Origin of the sequence: Shewanella sp. ANA-3 (assembly GCF_000203935.1) — a bacterium.
Classification (GTDB): domain Bacteria; phylum Pseudomonadota; class Gammaproteobacteria; order Enterobacterales; family Shewanellaceae; genus Shewanella.
Genome location: NC_008577.1, coordinates 3,363,634 through 3,380,763 on the forward strand (window position 1 = coordinate 3,363,634; position 17,130 = coordinate 3,380,763).

A 17,130-nucleotide genomic window follows, 5' to 3' on the forward strand; every position below is an offset into this window, starting at 1 on the left:
ACGTTAGGATTCAGAGGATTACTGAACACCTAACTCATCCAAACAAGGGACTCGATGAATACAGCTCTGCTAGCTAAACAATCATTAATCGAACAGAATCAAACGCTTTTAGCAAGATTCAAGGCCAAAACCCCGATTGAAGAGCTAGTGACGCAGCGCTGTCAGTTCGTCGATTCCCTCGTCAAACAGGCCTGGCAACAGCACGGTCTGGACCAATATCCTATCGCCCTGATCGCCGTTGGCGGCTATGGTCGCGGCGAGTTACATCCACACTCGGATGTCGATTTATTATTCCTGTTCGAAGGTGAGTTATCAAAGGCGGCTGAAACCGCGCTAAGCGAATTTATCGCCTTTTTATGGGACGCCAGCCTTGAGATTGGCCACAGTGTTCGCACCCTCAGCGATACCTTAAATCTGGGTCGAGAAGACATTACCATCGCCACTAACCTACTCGAAGCACGGTTGCTCTCAGGCCCAGAAACCCTGTTCGACCAGCTTTATGACGCCATCCGTCAGAGCGACTTTTGGACGTCCAGCCAGTTCTTTATCGCCAAACGTGATGAACAAACGGCCCGCCATGCTAAGGCGAGCGCCTTCGATCTAGAGCCCAACATCAAAAGTTGCCCAGGCGGCCTGCGGGACATTCAAACCATCGCCTGGGTGGCGATGCGCCACTTTGGCGCCTCACGGTTAGAAGAATTGGTTCAATACGAATTTTTAGAACCTGCCGAGTTAGAAGAGCTGCTCGAATGTCAGCATTTTCTGTGGAAGCTGCGCTTTGCCCTGCATATGGCGGTCGGGCGCGATGAAAATCGCCTGCTGTTCGATGTCCAGCGCCAAGTGGCTGAGCTCATGGGTTATGAGGACGCCACCCAACTTGCCGTTGAGCAGATGATGAAACGCTACTATCGCACGGTGCGCCGAGTGATGGAGCTGAACGAAATGCTGTTGCAGCTGTTTAAGCGGGCGACACTGGGCCAAACCAAGGCCTTAGAAATTCAAGCGATTGACAATAACTACCAACGCCGCGGTGCCTTTATCGAGGCCCTAAGGGACGATTTATTCGATAGCGGCGAAGAAATTGTACGCCTCTTTGTCCATGTCGCTAAAAACTCCAATATCAAAGGCATTTATGCGCCGACACTGAGATCGCTAAGACGCGCACGCCGGGCACAGCAGCAACCCTTGCAGGAAAATCCGCAGTGCCGCCAAGCTTTTATGGAAATCTTAAAACATCCTCGTGGCATCGCGGCCTTATCGCTGATGCATAAACACGGGGTGCTGTCGGCCTATTTGCCCGCTTGGCGCAATATCGAAGGCCAAATGCAGTTTGACCTGTTCCATGCCTATACGGTGGATGAACACACCCACAGATTGCTGCTCAATATCGAGCGTTTCTCTCAGCCAGAGCAGAAAGAAGAGTTTCCTTTAGGCTCTGTGCTTATCAATCAGTTACCGAAAAAAGGTTTGTTGGTACTCGGCGCAATTTTCCATGATATCGCTAAGGGCCGCGGCGGCGACCACAGCAAGCTTGGCTCAAGCGATGCCCTCGCCTTCTGTAAGCTCCATGGCTTGAACGACCACGATGGCCGCTTAGTCGCTTGGTTGGTCGAAAATCACTTAGTGATGTCGGTAACTGCCCAGCGCCGCGATATTTCCGATCCCGATGTGGTGGCCGACTTTGCCAGCAAGGTGCGCGATGCGGTGCATTTAAGTTATTTATACTGCTTAACCGTCGCCGATATCTGCGCCACCAACGAGAAGACCTGGAACAACTGGAAAGGCTCACTGCTGCGCGACTTATATTTTTCCACCCAAAGGGTACTGGCGCGGGGGAAAGAAAAACCCGTCGATATCCGCGCACGAGTGCGGGAATATCAAGCCAAGGCCAAGAAAGAGTTACTGCGCCGTGGCGTAAAAGAAAAAGAGTTAGATACTCTCTGGCAACGCTTTAAGGCCGACTACTTTTTACGCCACCAGCCGAATCAGGTTGCTTGGCATGCCGAAGCCATCCTTAAGCATAAACAGTTGGACGAGCCGCTAGTGCTGGTGTCTAAACACACGACGCGCGGCGGCACCGAACTCTTTGTCTACTGTCAGGACAGGCCTAAGCTGTTTGCCACCGTGATGGCGGTGCTCGATAATAAAAACATCAACGTCCACGACGCTAACATTATGACATCGAAGGATAATTACGCCCTCGACACCTTCGTTATCCTCGAGCAAGACGGCGCGCCCGTGAGCCAGCTCTCACGCATTCAGAGTATCCGTAAAGCCCTTGAAAAGGCGCTTGCGAGCGATAATCCTAAACTGCCGCGTTTTAGAAAACTGTCACGTAAGATGAAACCTTTTAATGTTCCCACTCAGGTGAGTTTCCTTGAGAGTAACCGTCATGGTACAAGTATGATGGAACTCATCGCCTTGGATACGCCGGGATTATTAGCTAAAGTGGGCGATATTTTTTATCGCTGCAACACCACCTTGCTAGCCGCCAAGATCACCACCATTGGTGAGCGAGCAGAAGACTTTTTTATTTTGCAAACCAATGATGGCTTGCAACTCAATGAAACCCAAGAGAATACGCTCAAGGAAGCCTTGATTAGCGCGCTGAGCGCCATCAACACAGAGTCAACCAATTAACCAAAACGGGAGAAGTAAATGGAGGCTTTACGCCAACGTATTGAGGCCGCATTTGAAGCGCGTGCCGACATCACACCAAGCACTGTTGACGCAAGCGTGCGTAACGATGTGCAAAATGTCATCAATATGCTCGATAAAGGTGAACTACGCGTCGCCGAGAAAATCGATGGCCAATGGCATGTACATCAATGGTTGAAGAAGGCGGTATTACTGTCATTCCGTATTTTCGATAACGCCGTTATCGATGGTGCCGAAACCAAATATTTCGATAAAGTACCGTTAAAGTTCGCCGAATATGACGAAGCCCGCTTTAAAGCCGAAGCCATCCGTGTGGTGCCATCGGCAACCGTACGTAAAGGTTCATTCATCGGTAAAAACACCGTATTAATGCCATCTTATGTAAACCTTGGTGCTTACGTTGACGAAGGCACTATGGTTGACACTTGGGCAACCGTTGGCTCATGTGCGCAAATCGGTAAGAACGTGCACTTATCTGGCGGTGTGGGTATCGGTGGCGTACTCGAACCGCTGCAAGCGGGCCCTACCATTATCGAAGACAACTGCTTTATCGGCGCACGCTCAGAAATCGTTGAAGGCGTCGTGGTTGAAGAAGGCTCGGTGATTTCCATGGGCGTTTATATCGGCCAAAGTACCCGTATCTATGACCGTGAAACTGGCGAAATTCACTACGGTCGTGTACCAGCTGGCTCAGTCGTAGTATCGGGTAACCTGCCATCGGCTTGCGGTAAATACAGCCTATACGCTGCGATTATCGTCAAGAAAGTAGATGCGAAAACCCGTGGTAAAGTGGGTATCAACGAACTGTTACGTATCGTCGATTAAGCGAAATTCGCGCTACACGCAATCCTAAAATGCCAGGCAAATGCTTGGCATTTTTTATGGAAAATGCTTGGCATTTTTTATGGAAAATGCTTGGCATTTTTTATGGAAAATGCACGCCCTATGGGGCTCAAAGACACATCAAGTTACACAGAGAAACACTCTGTTCCCAACCCCACATTTAGATACACTTCTGTGGCCAAATCCCTCTGCAAGGCCCGCAAAAACAGACTTTACTCAAAGTGTCTACTCACCCGACAAGGAGCTAAAGATGAAATCAACATTAGTAAAATTGGGCGGAGCCGCCTTGCTCTGCACCTTAGGAATGGGCTCAAACGCTTTGGCCGCCATGGACCCTCAGTTAGAAAATACCCTAGTGGCGGTTTGTAAGGCTGGAGCCAGTAACAACCTGATCTCGTTTGGCAACACAATGAAGGAATATCGCATCAACCAAGGCCGAATATTCCCCCGCTTAGTCTGTAACGGCGAAAGCTTCCATCAGTTCGCCCTTAGCCAAGGCGCCGACAAAACCGCCAAACGCATAGGCCGTTATGTACAAGGTACCGTGACGATTAAAGATATTGCACAAAATCCAGTGGATGAGGTTTATGCCGTTAATTTTTAACTCAATACGATTGCCAATATTAGGGCGTCTAACTGACGCCTTTTTATTACCATAAGTACTTAAGATTAAGCATGTTAAATTAAACGCTCAACCTCTTGGCGCTCCTTGTTGGCCATAGCAATGGTTCGCCAGCCAATAATCCCTATCGCATGCTGCGCTTTATTCACCACGACCAAAAACTCAGTATCCATTTGATTCAGCAGCTGCAATGCATCTTCTGAAGTGGCGACATCGCTAATCAAAGGCACCGAGTGCTCCATAATTTGATGGGCTTTTTTACGCAGGAATGCCCTGTCGTGATCCCGCTCCGCCGCCGTACCAATCAGAGGGCTAAGCCAATAATCGAGTAAACGCTGAGTGATCACCCCGATGATCTTATGATGCTCATCGAGCACCACGGCCACTTTGGCATGGGCCGCGGTTAATAAGCGTTTTATATCGGCAAGTTCATGATCTAGGGTCACAGACACCACAGGATCCAATACCGCTGAACCAATATGGTCACTAATACTCAGTTCACGATTGATTAAAATCTCGAGGCAAGTATCGACGATTTCAGAGTCGAATAAAGTGCCTCTTCCCGCCTTTAAGACCTCGGTCATTTTAGCGAGTCCCAAGGAGGGACGATAAGGACGGTGAGATAGGATTGAGTCGGCCACATCGGCAACGGCAATGATCTTAGCCTCATAAAGAATCGCTTTATCCTTCAAACCTAAGGGATAACCCGAGCCATCGAGTCGCTCATGATGCTGCAAAATCATCTGTTTAATCGGCCATGGGAACTCGACATCCTCAACAATCTCTGCCCCATGCAACGGATGGGTTTGGATTAATGCGTACTCTTCTTTGGATAGTTTTGAAGGCTTAGTCAAAATCTGTGATGGTATCGCCAGTTTACCAATATCATGCACCAGTGCGCCGATTTTTAGCCCCTCTAAACGCTGCGGCTCAAGTCCGAGTTTCTCACCAATCAGGTAGCTTAATTGTGCCACCGACTTTTGGTGCCCTGCTGTATAGGCATCCTTAAGTTCTAACGCCTCAGAAATCGCGCTGATAAGCTGAGTTAAGGATTGGGATAACTGCTCTTTTTGCGCCTTGATGATTTTGGACTGGCGAGACACCGCCCTTAAACTTCGTGGAAGTTCAATCGAGTGCCACAAAATACTGGCAAAGGTCAGTAAGGAGCGAGCATCGTTACGGCTATAGGGCTCATCGCGCCCCACCACACACACCATCCCCACTAAGCGATTATGGAAAATCATAGGCACAGCGAGATAGCGCTCGCCCAGCAGTAAGCGGTCAAACAGGAGATTATCGGAGCGATTGCTCTCTAACTTATTCTGAATAATGGGTTTGTAGTCTTTAACGCATTCTTGCCAGAGCTGACTTTCAAGCTCAGAGGCTTGGGTGTTTTCCTCCACAAACTCGGCTTGGTTAACCTTAGGCGTAGGATAGTCCGAACGGGCTGCTAAGGTGAGGGACTTGGATTTATCATTATGCAGCAGGATAAAACCATACTGACTGTCCATCAACGCAATCGCCTTGGCGACCGCCACTTTAAACACCTCTTCCTGCGGCGATTGGATCACATCGTCAATATGTTGTAACCAGGCATCACTCGCTTGGATAGCCCGGCGATAATCGGAATGCAGGCCCTTAATCGGCAATTCTTCATAGTTAATATCGGCAAGGATAAGTTGCCACCCCTGCTCAGGAATAACATATAGGGCAAAATGCACTCGCCTGCCCTGATTATCCCTCAGCACCAACCCGATGTAGTTATCGGTACGTTGAAGAATATCGCCGCAAAGTTTGGCATTAAATTCATCGAATAACTGGCAGATGGGTTGATTGATGATTTGCGCAGCCGAACGTTGGCACCTTTCGTAAAATGCCCGGCTCATGCACTGCACTCGAAACTGCCGGTCAAGCCGGGCCCAAGAAAGAGGTAAATCCTCAGGCAGGTCTTTAATTCCAATAATGAGACTACGGCTCATAGACATCAAACACCCCTTCCATGAGTAATACACTTTGAATGGCATACAATTCAAAGTGTCATGTGACTAGATGATCATGCCTTAAATATCGCAATTAAACATACTGATAGCAAGCGCAGTGCCTAGGCTTAATTCTAAAGTCTTAACAGACAAGCAGTTAAAGCCTACTTGCCTGTCACTTTTAACTGACGTTAAAACACTATGGTTTTATTGCCGTAAACCACTACTTGCTCATTTAGCACTAGCTGTAAGGCTTTACTGAGGACGCTTTTTTCGACATCACGCCCCGCTTTGGCCATTTCAAGCGCGCTGTAACTGTGATCGACGGGGATCACGTCCTGCTTAATGATCGGCCCTTCATCGAGGCAATTATTCACAAAATGTGCCGTCGCACCGATGATTTTCACTCCTCGCTCCCAAGCTTGGCGATAAGGTGCGGCACCGATAAAGGCAGGTAAGAACGAATGATGGATATTGATGATACGGTTTGGATATTCGGCGACAAAATCCGGCGTCAGCACTCGCATATACTTGGCGAGCACCAGATAATCGGGCGCGTATTGCGACACAGCGGCCAATAACGCCTGCTCATGCTGAATTCTGTCGAGCCCTTCGTGACTCACGAGGTGAAAAGGAATATCAAATTTTTCAACCAATTCCCTTAACACATCATGGTTGCCCACCACGGCTGCTATCTCAACATTCAAGCCGCCATAGTAGGCCTTCATCAGCAAATCGCCCAAACAATGGGCCTCTTTGGTGACTAACACGACGATGCGCTTCTTGCCCGCGCTGACCAAGGTCATATGATTTTGCGCGGGTAACACCTCCCGCAGATCCTGCAGTAATTGCTCGCTATTAAAGTGCCCTTCGAGCTCAGTACGCATAAAAAATCGCCCCTGAGCATTATCCACAAACTCACTGTTTTTAATGATGTTAAGCTGATGATTGAAGCAAACACTGGTGATTTTGGCGATAAGCCCTTGGGCATCGGCGCAATCTGTCATCAGGATTTTACGTGCTAAGGCGGGTTGCGCGTTCGATACTACTTCATGCTGTGACTGCAAAATCTGATCTCCTCTATGGTCCCTCATTCGAGTGTGCCATAGCCAATCCACTCATACAGCATGAAAAGCTTATTTTTTGTGATAAAAAGTGAATTTATTGTGAGTTAACTTTATTAAACACAATAAAGCAGCGATTAATTTCAACAAGATGCAATATCAGCGCCGAGTATCTAAATAACGCTGCAAGACTTTGCGTAGGGTTTCGGCCTTAGTGCCATATACCACTTGCACACCTTTGCCCATCACAATCACGCCCTTAGCACCGAGCTGGCTGAGCCGCACTTTATTGACGAGTTCTGGGCTGTGCACACTCAAGCGTAAACGGGTGAGACAAGCATTGAGCTCGACAATATTCTCACGACCGCCCAATGCCGCAATGATGGCCCTTAAGCTCTCTTTGGCACCATGGGGTTCATCGGGTTCGAGTCGTCCTGGCGTCTTTAAATTAAATGCCAGAATACTGCCCCTAAACAGCAGATAATAAATCACCGCCGTCAGCGGCCCTAAGAATACGAACCAACCCGTATTGCGCGACAGCGAAAACAGCAGCGTGAAATCCACCAGCCCATGGGAGAACACAATACTGTGGTGAATATCGAGCATGATGCAGACAAAATATGCCAGCCCCGACAGCAGCACATGGATAAGAAACAAAAATGGCGCCACAAACATAAAGGCGAACTCGATAGGCTCTGTGACTCCGGTCAGCCAACTGGCCGCCGCCGCGGAAAGCATAATACCCGCGACCCGATTACGCTCCGAGGGTTCGGCGCAGCGCCATATGGCTAGCGCCGCTGCGGGGAGTCCCCACATTTTTATCAAATAACCGCCCGCTAAATTCCCCGCCTGCGGATCGCCAGCTAAATAACGCGCAACTTCCCCCCGAACCACTTCCGAATTCTGTAACTGGTATTGGCCGACTTCTAAATAGAAAGGTGCATTCCAGATATGATGTAAACCGAGGGGTATGAGTAAACGTTCGAGCGCGCCATAGACCCCAAAGGCGATGGCCGGCTTTTGGTAAACCGCCCAGTCGGAAACCCGCTCGATGAGCAGAGATAACGGCGGCCACACATGGGCAAGGATATAACCTAAGCCCATCGCCAACGGAATGATCAATAAAGAGGCGCTACGTCGCCCTTCGAAAAAGGAGAAAATCGCTGGCAGGCGAATATATTGGCTCCAGCGCACGGCAAAGCAAGTCACGCCACCAATCAACATGCCACCGGCAATCCCAGTGTCTAAGGTTTCCATGCCGAGTAGTAATTGGGTCGGCAGTTGGTAGAGATCCGCTAATGCGGCTAAGGTGGCCGTCATCACCCCATAACCAAATACGGCAGTAAAAGCGGCGATGCCTTGATCGCGGCAAAACCCTATCGCCACAGCTACCGCGAACAAAATGGGCATGATGGCGAAAATCAGTTTGCCAACCGCCAGCATTAATACGGTTAGCACCTCGGGCATAAAAGGGATTGGACTCACGGTTAGGCCCAGCATCACACCCGCTGCGGGCAAAATCGCAATCGGAATTAACAGCGCCTGACTTAAGCGCTGGGCAAATTTAAACCACTGCTGAGTAACGAAATGACCTAAGCGGCGCGTTCGGATTTGACGATTTGATTCCAGCTTTCCAGCCATTTTATCGCTTCGACCTCGGGTTCCATGGTTTCACAGGCATCAATTTCTAGACGCGCCACAACGGGTTTAGCGCCTAACTCGCTGAGCAATTCATCTACCGATTTACCCGCACCGCAAAAGGTATCGTAACTCGAATCACCAAGTGCGATTACGCTGTATTTCAGCTCGGGCAGATAAGGCGCAGTCTCCTTAAGATGATAATACCAAGGCTGAATATCGTCGGGTAAATCCCCTTGTCCAGTGGTCGAAGTCACTACCACTAACAACTCATCCTGTGGCGGCGTAAATTGGCTAATTTCATTCGGTTGCCACAATCTGGCGTCATAACCGAGTTCTGTCAGCGCTTTTTCTAAGGTTTCGGCGGTAAATTGTGCGCTACCATACACAGTGCCAAACACCAGATTAACTTTTTTCATGATATACTCCGTGCCACATGCGTAAACGCAACTTAGCTGAAGTTACTTTATTGTGAGGCTTTAGGGCAAGCAACAAGGTAAAAATTTTATAAATCAAGTTATTGAGCATGAGGAAGCACACTGATGCGACAGAGCAATAGGCAAAAACACCTCAAGCACCAACATAAAACCACTCAAATTAGACGCAAACATTACTTTCACGCCGCCCAGCAAAATCTGCAATTCCCGCTAACCGTTCCGGCGGAATACTCGACCTTAGCTAGCTTGATATCCAGCCTCAAACCAACCAGTAGTTAAGACCGCCGATTGTTGCAGTGAATTGCATGTAATTAGGCAGATAGCCAAGATGCAAGCTTAAGTGAGCACTCTCCTTTGGTTAGGAGTATCTTTAAGTTAGTAGTCGCCTCTTAAGCGACCACAGGCCCTAAATGCCCAAACAAGCATTGCCTTAAACGGTCGTCGTTTGCTCTGCAATCAACACACTTGGCTCGCAACAAAGGGCGGCATCATCCCAGCCCAGTCCTGAAAACACGGTTTCCCATTCTGGCTCAAGCTCGGTTTCGATACTCAGTCGCGCTTGGGTAACTGGGTGAGTGAAGGTTAACTTCTTCGCAATCAGCCACAATCGATTGATATCGAAATGCGTACGGAAAAACGCATTTTGCTTACCATCTCCGTGCGTGGTATCGCCAATAATCGGGTGACGTAAATGCGCCATATGGCGTCTGAGTTGATGCTTACGCCCCGTTTTTGGACTCAGTTTCACTAACGCGAAACGGCTGGTAGCGTAACGCCCCGACGGATAAGGAATTTCGGTATTTAATAGCGGCTCATATTGAGTCACAGCGTCCTGCGCGGCCTTATCTTGATTGGCAAACTTGTCAGCCACCTCATCCAATTCGACTTTGAGCGCATAATCCAACACACCACTCTCGTGCATATTGCCACGCACCAGTGCCAAATATTGTTTTTCAATACTGTGGTTGGCAAATTGCTCACATAGGGCATTGGCCACCTCACTGCTTTTGGCAAATAACAACACGCCCGAGGTCGGTCTATCTAAACGGTGTACCGGAAACACATGGCAACCGACCAAGTCACGAGTCAGTTGCATCGCAAAAAAGCGTTCACGCCGTGCTAAGTAGCTGCGATGAACCAATAATCCCGCGGGTTTATGGATAGCCACCAAGTGCTCGTCTTGATACAAAACACGCAGTTCAGGCGCAGGCTCTGACTGTTCGTCGCTCTCGGTTGGGTTGAATTTATCCTCTGGCATATCCAGCCAATCATCATCTAGGTTCATTTAACAACATATCCAATTCATTTAAGACACCGATTAAAGGTGTTAACGCCGCTTGTTCGGACCACACATGTTCCGCCATCGGGGCTATCGCAATTTTACTTGGCAAAGGTTGCCCCGCATCGATAAGGGCTTGCATGCGCGGAATAAAGATAAACTGCAACCATTGCGCTAACGACATCAGATCGCAGGCAAAAGGCGCCGTACTGGCCATAGCTTCATCACTGGGCGCACGAGTAGACCAAAGCCCTGCACTTTGTAGCTCGTGGGCAATTTGGGCTAGTTTGGTTTGAGTTTGGCTGTAAAGCATCGATATAAGGTCCATTAAGCCACAGTCATTCGACAATTAAGCGCTGCGACTGAGGCGATAAAAGTGTGGCAATCATACCATCGCGCACAACTTCCCCCTATAATGTCGCCAATTTATTGAGCCTTTTTGATTGATATGACAGCCAAATGACTGAAATTACCACGCTTAGCCAATTTTTAACGACAGCCAAAACCCAATTCCAAGTCTATGAATTAGGACGAAGAGTACAGCACATCGATATGCTGGCCTTCCATCAAATCGAATCATTAGTCACGCCCTACCCTTACCCTATTCAAGGGCATGCCCAATTTGCCATTGTGTTTTGGAACGAGAGCCAACAGCATTTTATTTGGTTCCTAAAGCTACCATTAGACGAACAAGGACTGCTCTCGCCGGCGCCGCGCTCACAGTTTATTGAAATGGTATTAACGGCACTGGGGCAAGATCCGACTCAGCCATTAACCGATGAACAGCAGGACCGCCTCGCTAACAATCCGTTTAGCTTTAAGCCCAGCCAAGAAAAACTGGCGGTATTTAACGCCTTAGTACGTAAACAATTAGGGTTAAGTGCTTCAATTCAATATGAGTTTGCGGTGCAATATCTCTCGGGACAAATTGCACCGAGTGAATGGCAGCATATTGGCCTGCAAGGTTTGAGCGACGTGTGTGTTCGCCTTGGTGAGTTAGATCACGAGCAGCATATCCTCGCCAGTTTTGACAATAGTGCGATTGAAGTACAAATTGCCCTGTGCCAATGCCTCGAACATCTGCATTTAACTGAAGCGCTTGCGAATAAGCTTTACGATAAGTTTGTGACGGCTTCTCCCGAGTACCAAGCCTATTACTTGCGCGCACTCGCCTCTCATACCGAATTGAGTCAGCAAGCCCTCGCCCATCTTCAACAAACCGAGCGCTTAGAGGCCAATGAACTCATCAGCATCGCGGGCCGAAACTGGACGGTATTAAAGCAAGAGCTGAGTCGCAGTATTTACCTCGAAGCACTGGCGCGACAACCCCAAGCCTTTTTTAATCAGATCTTTGCTGATATTGTGGCGATTCCCAGTTTGCGTAACCACTTATTGGGTGAGTTAAGAAACCCCAATCGGAGTGTTCAACTATCACAGGCCATTGGCGGCTTGTTTAAGGCTACAAGTAAATGATGTCAGATCTGCTGTTAATTATTGCGCTCGTTGTGGTTGCGGCCTTTTTTTGGCAATTACGTCAAATGGCTGAATTGAGCCGTATTTTTGCTGAAAAAGAATGTTGCCGACAAAAAGTACAGCTCTTAGCCATCGCAATGGAAACGGCTCGCCCCAGCCTTGGCGGCACGACAGGGATCTGTTGGAAGGCAAAGTATCTATTCGAATTCAGCACCGATGGCATCAACCAATACCGCGGTCATATTTGGATGCTAGGGAAAAAAGTGCAAAAGATTGAATGGCCTATTTTCCCTGAGCCAGAATGGCAAGAAGCACCGATGGCCAAAGGCAAATTTGGTGGTTGCGGCAGCCAAAGTAGCTGTAGCTCGGGCAAGTGCCATTAAGCTATTGCCGTTGACCTTTTGATAAAGCTAAGCGGAATCGATAACGCCGAGCCGTATAGATAACACTCAGCCATAGCTCGGCTAAACATCCGCATCCAATTAGCTTTATCTGTGTGAAAATAAAAAAGAAAGGGCGTGGTCATAAGACCACGCCCTTCTGTTCTCTGTTAAGCTATCCCGCTATTTTCGTGCTCCCTGCACCATCCATGCGTCAACTTGCGTCCTGCATCATCCCTGTTCAATCCGTGATATTTCCCTGTACTCAACGTACTTCCCTATCTCTTGGCGTTCCTTTTACCAAGCTTGCTCTTTCCTGAGCGGTTCCAGCATCATCCGTGAAATAGGTTCAGTAGCATCCTTTCTATTGCACTCCATGTGCCATTGCAATCCTGTGCAATTAGGCTATCTATCCCTGATAGTCTTTCCTTCCGTGGTTCGCATCGCTTTCATCCTGAAAGTCTCTCCTTACCACTCCATAAGTGTTTATTCCTTAAACACTGTCCAGTCATCCTGACTGCTAACTTCCTGTTCGCTGTAGTTCCGTCTACAAATGAATTCTACGACAGCCATAGCAGGGTGGCTTTCGCAAAAGATAAAAATGTAAGCCGCCATATTAAGTTCATAATGGAAAAAAATTCTTAACATATTGATTAGATGCGACTTACCTAAAACTAGGTAGTCATTGTCAGTCAAAAAACTTACACATCGCTTACAGCCTTGTGAGATATATCTCACAAGAAATCGGGCAAGTTATGCCATTTGAATGCACAAACATTGATTAATCCCGAGACGTTCAAGCACAGCAAAGGAAATTGCGACTGTATAAAAGAGTAAAAATCGTCCGTTAAATTTGTTTTTCAAACAGAGCGCACACAAAAGTGGACATTATGACGTATCGTAAAAAATGACGTTGGAGAATAGCAAAAAGAAAGGGGCGCACTATGTGCACCCCATTTATCCTCTGCAAGCCATCCTGCTTGATTGTGCTCCCTGCACCTTCCTTGCGATCGTTTGCTCCCTGCAAGCGTCCTTCTATCCCTTTATTTCCCTGTGTAGTACACACTCAATCCTTTGACCCGAATATCCTATTTCGGCTCCTGTCACATCCAGTGACTCATCCCAATCGCGTCCAGCTGAATCCCTTCCTAACCTTAGTACAAGCTGTTCACCCTTATACTTATCTTTTTACTCGATACTTCCTGCATCCAGTAACGCTTAATCCTTAAGCTTGGTCCTTTTTCATCCTGAAACCTGCTATCCCAGCAGATACAACGTCCTCTATCATCCATGAGAAAGCAGCCTTGCTTTTCCTTAGCCTATCCTAGGCAGATGACAGTTTTCCTACCGTCAGTGGTTCAAATCCAAGAACCTGAATTCGTCGCTTCTTGCGTCCCTCTCGCCTGTATTGCTATCCCTGCTATCCATTTGCTTTGGCGATGAGTTAATTCTACGTGGTTCTCACTATTTTTGTTTCGCTTAAAGAACACACACTAGCGCACTTTTCATACAGCCAAGCTTTATTCAAACATAACACCATGATTTTAAATACACTTTAAAAGCTGTGATTACAAAACAGTCAGTAAGAAAACATTTTATCCTACAGGCTTTGTAAGCGATCTCTCACACGGGTGCCAGCTTCTCACTGGTGAGGGACATTTAGCACTTCAACTTACCGGTGATAATTTGTGCAAACATCACCCAATCTCCCATCAAACTGTACAAGGGATATTGGAATGTCGCGGGGCGATTATGCTCAAACACAAAGTGTCCCACCCAAGCAAAACCATATCCCACAAGGGGAATAAGCAGTAAAAGCCAACCATTTGCGGTAAGCAGCGCAGCGACGAATAACAGGAGCACCAGAATACTGCCAATAAAGTGCAATCGCCTACAGCTCAAGTCCTGGTGCTGTGAGAGGTAAAAAGGATAAAACTCAGCGAAGGAGCGGTAGGGTTCATTCATCTTGTTGGACCGTGTAAAAGAGTAATTGTCCGGCCACATTGCCTATGCTCAATTCTCCGAGGGAGACAAAATCATGTTGCATAAATAACTGGCTATGGGCTTCTTGAGTAGTAAAGACCCCAATCCCCTCAAGTTCGGGCTGCTCATCACACCAACTTACTACGGCTTGCACAAGTTGATGGCCTAATCCCTTTCCCTGCGCATTGGGCGCAAGGGCAATAAATTGTAGGATCCCGCAGTGCTCGCTCGGTAGCAGCTCGACGATACTCGATTCTTTCTTCATCATCGCCTGGGTCGATTGCCAGCCCGTACCGAGCAACATCTTGAGTCGCCAGTGCCAATAGCGGCCCTCCCCGAGGGGCACTTCCTGAGTAACCACACAGGCAACACCGACTAAGCGCGTTTGATCAAACAGCCCGATTAAGGCTTGCTTTTCCTGCCATAGCGCATTCAACTCTTCACGGATTGCGGCGCGTAATTTTTGTTCGTAGGCGAATTTGTCTGAAGTGGATAAGGCATCCACAAAGAAAGGGTCGTCATGATAGGCGTTGTAGAGAATCGAAGCGGCGAGGCGTAAATCTTCGGCGGTGAGATAAACTGCACGGCACTCATCCAAGGTATTATTGTCCATTATTAGAATTCCTTGATTTAGATCACACTCTTAGGAGTAATAATCACTGTATCAAGGAAACAAAAAAGTGCAAATTTTAATCATAGATTGCATTTTTCAGTGAGTTGCATACCCTAGATAAAGGCACACAGAGAGGATGCGAGCATGGATACCACGCCAGTCGATTTGAGTCATCTATTTGAACAGTTGGGATTAGCCAATCAAGCTCAAGCCATCAGCCAGTTTATTGCGACCCATCAACTTCCCCCTGAGACACACTTAACCGAAGCGCCATTTTGGACGCAGGCGCAAAAGAGTTTTCTGACCGAGGCATTAGAGGCCGATGCCCAGTGGACCGAACTTATCGAGCAGCTAGATGTGCAATTAAGAAAGCCCTAATAGTTTAGGGCTGACACTGAACCACTTAATAGCGAGTTGCGTTGAGTCGTTAAATTTTGCTGTAAGCAGTGTCGCCCCACCCGACCAACACACTGTTACTTAAGACGATTGGTGTGCATTCATCCTTAGTGGTTTTACCGTCACTGTGGGTATGCTGGGTGCGATAGAAGAGTACCAACACTTCTTTATCGGCTTGGCCGTCTTTCTGCTGCAGATAAGATTCGCTAAAATCCGAGGCGCCCATCAGGGTCATCACTTGGTCTTTGCTCATGCCAAGGCTGAGCTTAGTCAGATTATTGCGGTTTTTGTCCTGTGTTTTTTCCCAAGATTCGTTGCTATCCCACTTAGATTCACTGTCGCCGACATTGACCACACAACCGCTAAGACCTAAGCTTGCTAACCCTAAAAACGTGACCGCGATGAGTTTGCGATTAATATTTGCGTTCATATTATGACTTCCTGTGTACTTGTTATAAAAATGCTTAAAAAGCAAAATCAATGCCAAACAGCAATGCATTGATTTATAAGAACTAAAATAACCACACCACAGTAAGTTAGTGAAAAATACGATATTCATTAAGGAATTTCACTTATTATGAGTCCGATTGACCAAGTGTTAGCAGCAGCATGCGCACTCGAAGCCAGTGGTAAAACCCCAAGCCTTGCCCTGATAAAAAGCCGCGTCGGTAACAAAATCCCTATGCCGCTGTTAATCCAAGGATTACAGCAGTTTAAATCGATACCCAAAGCCGAGCGTGAGCGTTTAGCGACCCAATCACAGCCCGTGGTTGAAGAGACACGCACCGCCGAAGCTTCGCCACTCACAGTCACCACACTGGCGCAACAGTTAGCCCAGTTACAACAGGGCATTGAACAGGCACTCGCGTTAAAAAACAACGAGATCATGCAACTCAAAAATGAACTTATCGAGCTGAAACAACGTGTCACTCAACTCGAATCCCAAGGAAAATCCGCTTAATGTTTGTCACCGAATTGCGCTTTGAATGCTTTGCCGATACCACCATCAGTGCGGCAGAACGTGCCATCAATCAATTACTCGAAGCCTACCGCGCTAATGGCCAAATCCTTGGCCGCGAATTTGCCGTGGCCTTCAATGAGGGCGAATTCCGAGTACGCCTACTCACGCCTGAAAAAAACAGTTTGGCTCATCGTTATCACAGCCCTTGGGTGAAAAAAGCACTGGCAGAATTAACCGAGGCTAAGCTACTGGCGCCACGCGAAAAATTTATCGGTCAAGATATTAATTCTGAGGTGAGTAACACTGAGTCACCCAGTTGGCAACTGCTCTACACTAGCTATGTACATATGTGCTCGCCCCTGCGAAGTGGCGATAACTTGCTGCCCATTCCGCTATACCAAATCCCCGCCACCTTTAATGGCGATCATAAACGGGTGATCCGCTGGCAAACCGAGTGGCAAGCCTGTGATGAGTTACAAATGGCGGCAGCCACTAAGGCAGAATTTGCCGCGCTGGAAGAATTATCCAGCCCAAACAGTGATTTATTTAGAAGAGGTTGGGACTTACGCGGCCGAATCGAATACCTAACCAAAATCCCCACTTACTATTATTTGTATCGCGTCGGGGGGCAGGATCTGCAATCCGAGTTAGCTCGCCCCTGCCCACGCTGTGGCAGTCACGACTGGAAACTCAATGAGCCGCTATTAGATATGTTCCACTTTCGCTGCGAACCTTGCCGCATAGTGTCTAACTTGTCTTGGGATCATCAATAACTGACCCATTGATGAATGGCAAACTCGGCAG

At 47.9% G+C, this 17,130-nt stretch carries 17 protein-coding genes; 8 read left to right on the forward strand and 9 right to left on the reverse strand.

Annotation, left to right across the window (positions count from 1 at the left end; all coding sequences use genetic code 11):
• Positions 1-54 precede the first annotated feature (54 nt).
• The 3 genes from glnD to SHEWANA3_RS14815 all read left to right on the forward strand — a co-directional run bounded on the left by glnD (position 55) and on the right by SHEWANA3_RS14815 (position 4,105).
• Positions 55-2,640: a bifunctional uridylyltransferase/uridylyl-removing protein GlnD gene (gene glnD / locus SHEWANA3_RS14805; RefSeq protein ID WP_011717692.1), complete on the forward strand. Its 2,586-nt coding sequence runs from the start codon at positions 55-57 to the stop codon at positions 2,638-2,640.
• 18 nt (positions 2,641-2,658) lie between these two features.
• Positions 2,659-3,483 carry a 2,3,4,5-tetrahydropyridine-2,6-dicarboxylate N-succinyltransferase gene (gene dapD / locus SHEWANA3_RS14810; protein WP_011623395.1) on the forward strand — a complete coding sequence of 275 codons (825 nt, stop codon included), beginning with the start codon at positions 2,659-2,661 and terminating at the stop codon, positions 3,481-3,483.
• 268 nt (positions 3,484-3,751) lie between these two features.
• Positions 3,752-4,105, forward strand: coding sequence for a DUF3718 domain-containing protein (locus SHEWANA3_RS14815; RefSeq protein WP_011717693.1), 354 nt, complete (start codon positions 3,752-3,754; stop codon positions 4,103-4,105).
• Positions 4,106-4,179: 74 nt separating this feature from the next.
• On the opposite strand, the gene SHEWANA3_RS14820 is transcribed toward SHEWANA3_RS14815, so the two are convergent.
• The 6 genes from SHEWANA3_RS14820 to SHEWANA3_RS14850 form a co-directional block, all read right to left on the reverse strand.
• Positions 4,180-6,108 (reverse strand): HD domain-containing phosphohydrolase, encoded by a 1,929-nt coding sequence (locus SHEWANA3_RS14820; protein WP_011717694.1) that lies wholly within the window; start codon positions 6,106-6,108, stop codon positions 4,180-4,182.
• 185 nt (positions 6,109-6,293) lie between these two features.
• A complete protein-coding gene (gene purU, locus SHEWANA3_RS14825) occupies positions 6,294-7,109 on the reverse strand; it encodes a formyltetrahydrofolate deformylase (RefSeq protein ID WP_023267379.1) in 816 nt (271 codons plus the stop codon).
• Positions 7,110-7,325: 216 nt separating this feature from the next.
• Positions 7,326-8,807, reverse strand: a complete 1,482-nt coding sequence (locus SHEWANA3_RS14830) for a PTS transporter subunit EIIC (protein WP_041412690.1) — start codon at positions 8,805-8,807, stop codon at positions 7,326-7,328.
• Positions 8,759-9,223, reverse strand: a complete 465-nt coding sequence (locus SHEWANA3_RS14835; protein WP_011717697.1) for a flavodoxin — start codon at positions 9,221-9,223, stop codon at positions 8,759-8,761. Before SHEWANA3_RS14835 ends, SHEWANA3_RS14830 begins: the two co-directional genes overlap by 49 nt.
• A 448-nt stretch (positions 9,224-9,671) precedes the next feature.
• Complete coding sequence (truC, locus tag SHEWANA3_RS14845; RefSeq protein WP_011717698.1) at positions 9,672-10,526, reverse strand: tRNA pseudouridine(65) synthase TruC; 855 nt, start codon at positions 10,524-10,526, stop codon at positions 9,672-9,674.
• On the reverse strand, positions 10,513-10,833 hold the full coding sequence (locus SHEWANA3_RS14850; protein WP_041412691.1) for a YqcC family protein: 321 nt from the start codon (positions 10,831-10,833) through the stop codon (positions 10,513-10,515). Before SHEWANA3_RS14850 ends, truC begins: the two co-directional genes overlap by 14 nt.
• Positions 10,834-10,979: 146 nt before the next feature.
• On the opposite strand from SHEWANA3_RS14850, the gene SHEWANA3_RS14855 reads away from it, so the two are divergent.
• Together SHEWANA3_RS14855 and SHEWANA3_RS14860 are read left to right on the forward strand one after the other, a co-directional pair.
• Positions 10,980-11,993 (forward strand): DUF3549 family protein, encoded by a 1,014-nt coding sequence (locus SHEWANA3_RS14855; protein WP_011717700.1) that lies wholly within the window; start codon positions 10,980-10,982, stop codon positions 11,991-11,993.
• A complete protein-coding gene (locus tag SHEWANA3_RS14860) occupies positions 11,990-12,376 on the forward strand; it encodes a DUF3301 domain-containing protein (protein ID WP_011623404.1) in 387 nt (128 codons plus the stop codon). Before SHEWANA3_RS14855 ends, SHEWANA3_RS14860 begins: the two co-directional genes overlap by 4 nt.
• A 1,656-nt stretch (positions 12,377-14,032) precedes the next feature.
• On the opposite strand, the gene SHEWANA3_RS14870 is transcribed toward SHEWANA3_RS14860, so the two are convergent.
• A complete protein-coding gene (locus tag SHEWANA3_RS14870) occupies positions 14,033-14,338 on the reverse strand; it encodes a DUF962 domain-containing protein (protein ID WP_011717701.1) in 306 nt (101 codons plus the stop codon).
• The gene (locus SHEWANA3_RS14875; RefSeq protein ID WP_011717702.1) at positions 14,331-14,969 is read right to left on the reverse strand and encodes a GNAT family N-acetyltransferase; all 639 of its coding nucleotides are present in this window, start codon (positions 14,967-14,969) and stop codon (positions 14,331-14,333) included. The genes SHEWANA3_RS14870 and SHEWANA3_RS14875 overlap by 8 nt, the downstream gene beginning before the upstream one ends.
• 144 nt (positions 14,970-15,113) lie before the next feature.
• Here SHEWANA3_RS14875 and SHEWANA3_RS14880 point away from each other — a divergent pair, with 144 nt between their 5' ends.
• Positions 15,114-15,347 carry a DUF2789 domain-containing protein gene (locus SHEWANA3_RS14880; protein WP_011717703.1) on the forward strand — a complete coding sequence of 78 codons (234 nt, stop codon included), beginning with the start codon at positions 15,114-15,116 and terminating at the stop codon, positions 15,345-15,347.
• Between the two features lie 49 nt (positions 15,348-15,396).
• Here SHEWANA3_RS14880 and SHEWANA3_RS14885 read toward each other — a convergent pair whose 3' ends face one another.
• Positions 15,397-15,795, reverse strand: a complete 399-nt coding sequence (locus SHEWANA3_RS14885; RefSeq protein ID WP_011623408.1) for a DUF3192 domain-containing protein — start codon at positions 15,793-15,795, stop codon at positions 15,397-15,399.
• Positions 15,796-15,942: 147 nt separating this feature from the next.
• On the opposite strand from SHEWANA3_RS14885, the gene SHEWANA3_RS14890 reads away from it, so the two are divergent.
• Together SHEWANA3_RS14890 and SHEWANA3_RS14895 are read left to right on the forward strand one after the other, a co-directional pair.
• Positions 15,943-16,326 carry a hypothetical protein gene (locus SHEWANA3_RS14890; protein WP_011717704.1) on the forward strand — a complete coding sequence of 128 codons (384 nt, stop codon included), beginning with the start codon at positions 15,943-15,945 and terminating at the stop codon, positions 16,324-16,326.
• A complete protein-coding gene (locus SHEWANA3_RS14895; protein WP_011717705.1) occupies positions 16,326-17,099 on the forward strand; it encodes a Zn-ribbon-containing protein in 774 nt (257 codons plus the stop codon). Before SHEWANA3_RS14890 ends, SHEWANA3_RS14895 begins: the two co-directional genes overlap by 1 nt.
• The last annotated feature ends 31 nt before the right edge of the window (positions 17,100-17,130 follow it).

Coding starts and splice junctions, on each gene's coding strand:
- SHEWANA3_RS14875 (WP_011717702.1), bottom strand. CDS start 14,969: ATGGACAATAATACCTTGGATGAGTGCCGTGCAGTTTATCTCACCGCC.
- purU (WP_023267379.1), bottom strand. CDS start 7,109: ATGACAGATTGCGCCGATGCCCAAGGGCTTATCGCCAAAATCACCAGT.
- SHEWANA3_RS14835 (WP_011717697.1), bottom strand. CDS start 9,223: ATGAAAAAAGTTAATCTGGTGTTTGGCACTGTGTATGGTAGCGCACAA.
- SHEWANA3_RS14830 (WP_041412690.1), bottom strand. CDS start 8,807: ATGGCTGGAAAGCTGGAATCAAATCGTCAAATCCGAACGCGCCGCTTA.
- SHEWANA3_RS14850 (WP_041412691.1), bottom strand. CDS start 10,833: ATGCTTTACAGCCAAACTCAAACCAAACTAGCCCAAATTGCCCACGAG.
- SHEWANA3_RS14860 (WP_011623404.1), top strand. CDS start 11,990: ATGATGTCAGATCTGCTGTTAATTATTGCGCTCGTTGTGGTTGCGGCC.
- SHEWANA3_RS14855 (WP_011717700.1), top strand. CDS start 10,980: ATGACTGAAATTACCACGCTTAGCCAATTTTTAACGACAGCCAAAACC.
- dapD (WP_011623395.1), top strand. CDS start 2,659: ATGGAGGCTTTACGCCAACGTATTGAGGCCGCATTTGAAGCGCGTGCC.
- SHEWANA3_RS14885 (WP_011623408.1), bottom strand. CDS start 15,795: ATGAACGCAAATATTAATCGCAAACTCATCGCGGTCACGTTTTTAGGG.
- SHEWANA3_RS14890 (WP_011717704.1), top strand. CDS start 15,943: ATGAGTCCGATTGACCAAGTGTTAGCAGCAGCATGCGCACTCGAAGCC.
- SHEWANA3_RS14870 (WP_011717701.1), bottom strand. CDS start 14,338: ATGAATGAACCCTACCGCTCCTTCGCTGAGTTTTATCCTTTTTACCTC.
- SHEWANA3_RS14880 (WP_011717703.1), top strand. CDS start 15,114: ATGGATACCACGCCAGTCGATTTGAGTCATCTATTTGAACAGTTGGGA.
- SHEWANA3_RS14895 (WP_011717705.1), top strand. CDS start 16,326: ATGTTTGTCACCGAATTGCGCTTTGAATGCTTTGCCGATACCACCATC.
- SHEWANA3_RS14820 (WP_011717694.1), bottom strand. CDS start 6,108: ATGTCTATGAGCCGTAGTCTCATTATTGGAATTAAAGACCTGCCTGAG.
- SHEWANA3_RS14815 (WP_011717693.1), top strand. CDS start 3,752: ATGAAATCAACATTAGTAAAATTGGGCGGAGCCGCCTTGCTCTGCACC.
- glnD (WP_011717692.1), top strand. CDS start 55: ATGAATACAGCTCTGCTAGCTAAACAATCATTAATCGAACAGAATCAA.
- truC (WP_011717698.1), bottom strand. CDS start 10,526: ATGAACCTAGATGATGATTGGCTGGATATGCCAGAGGATAAATTCAAC.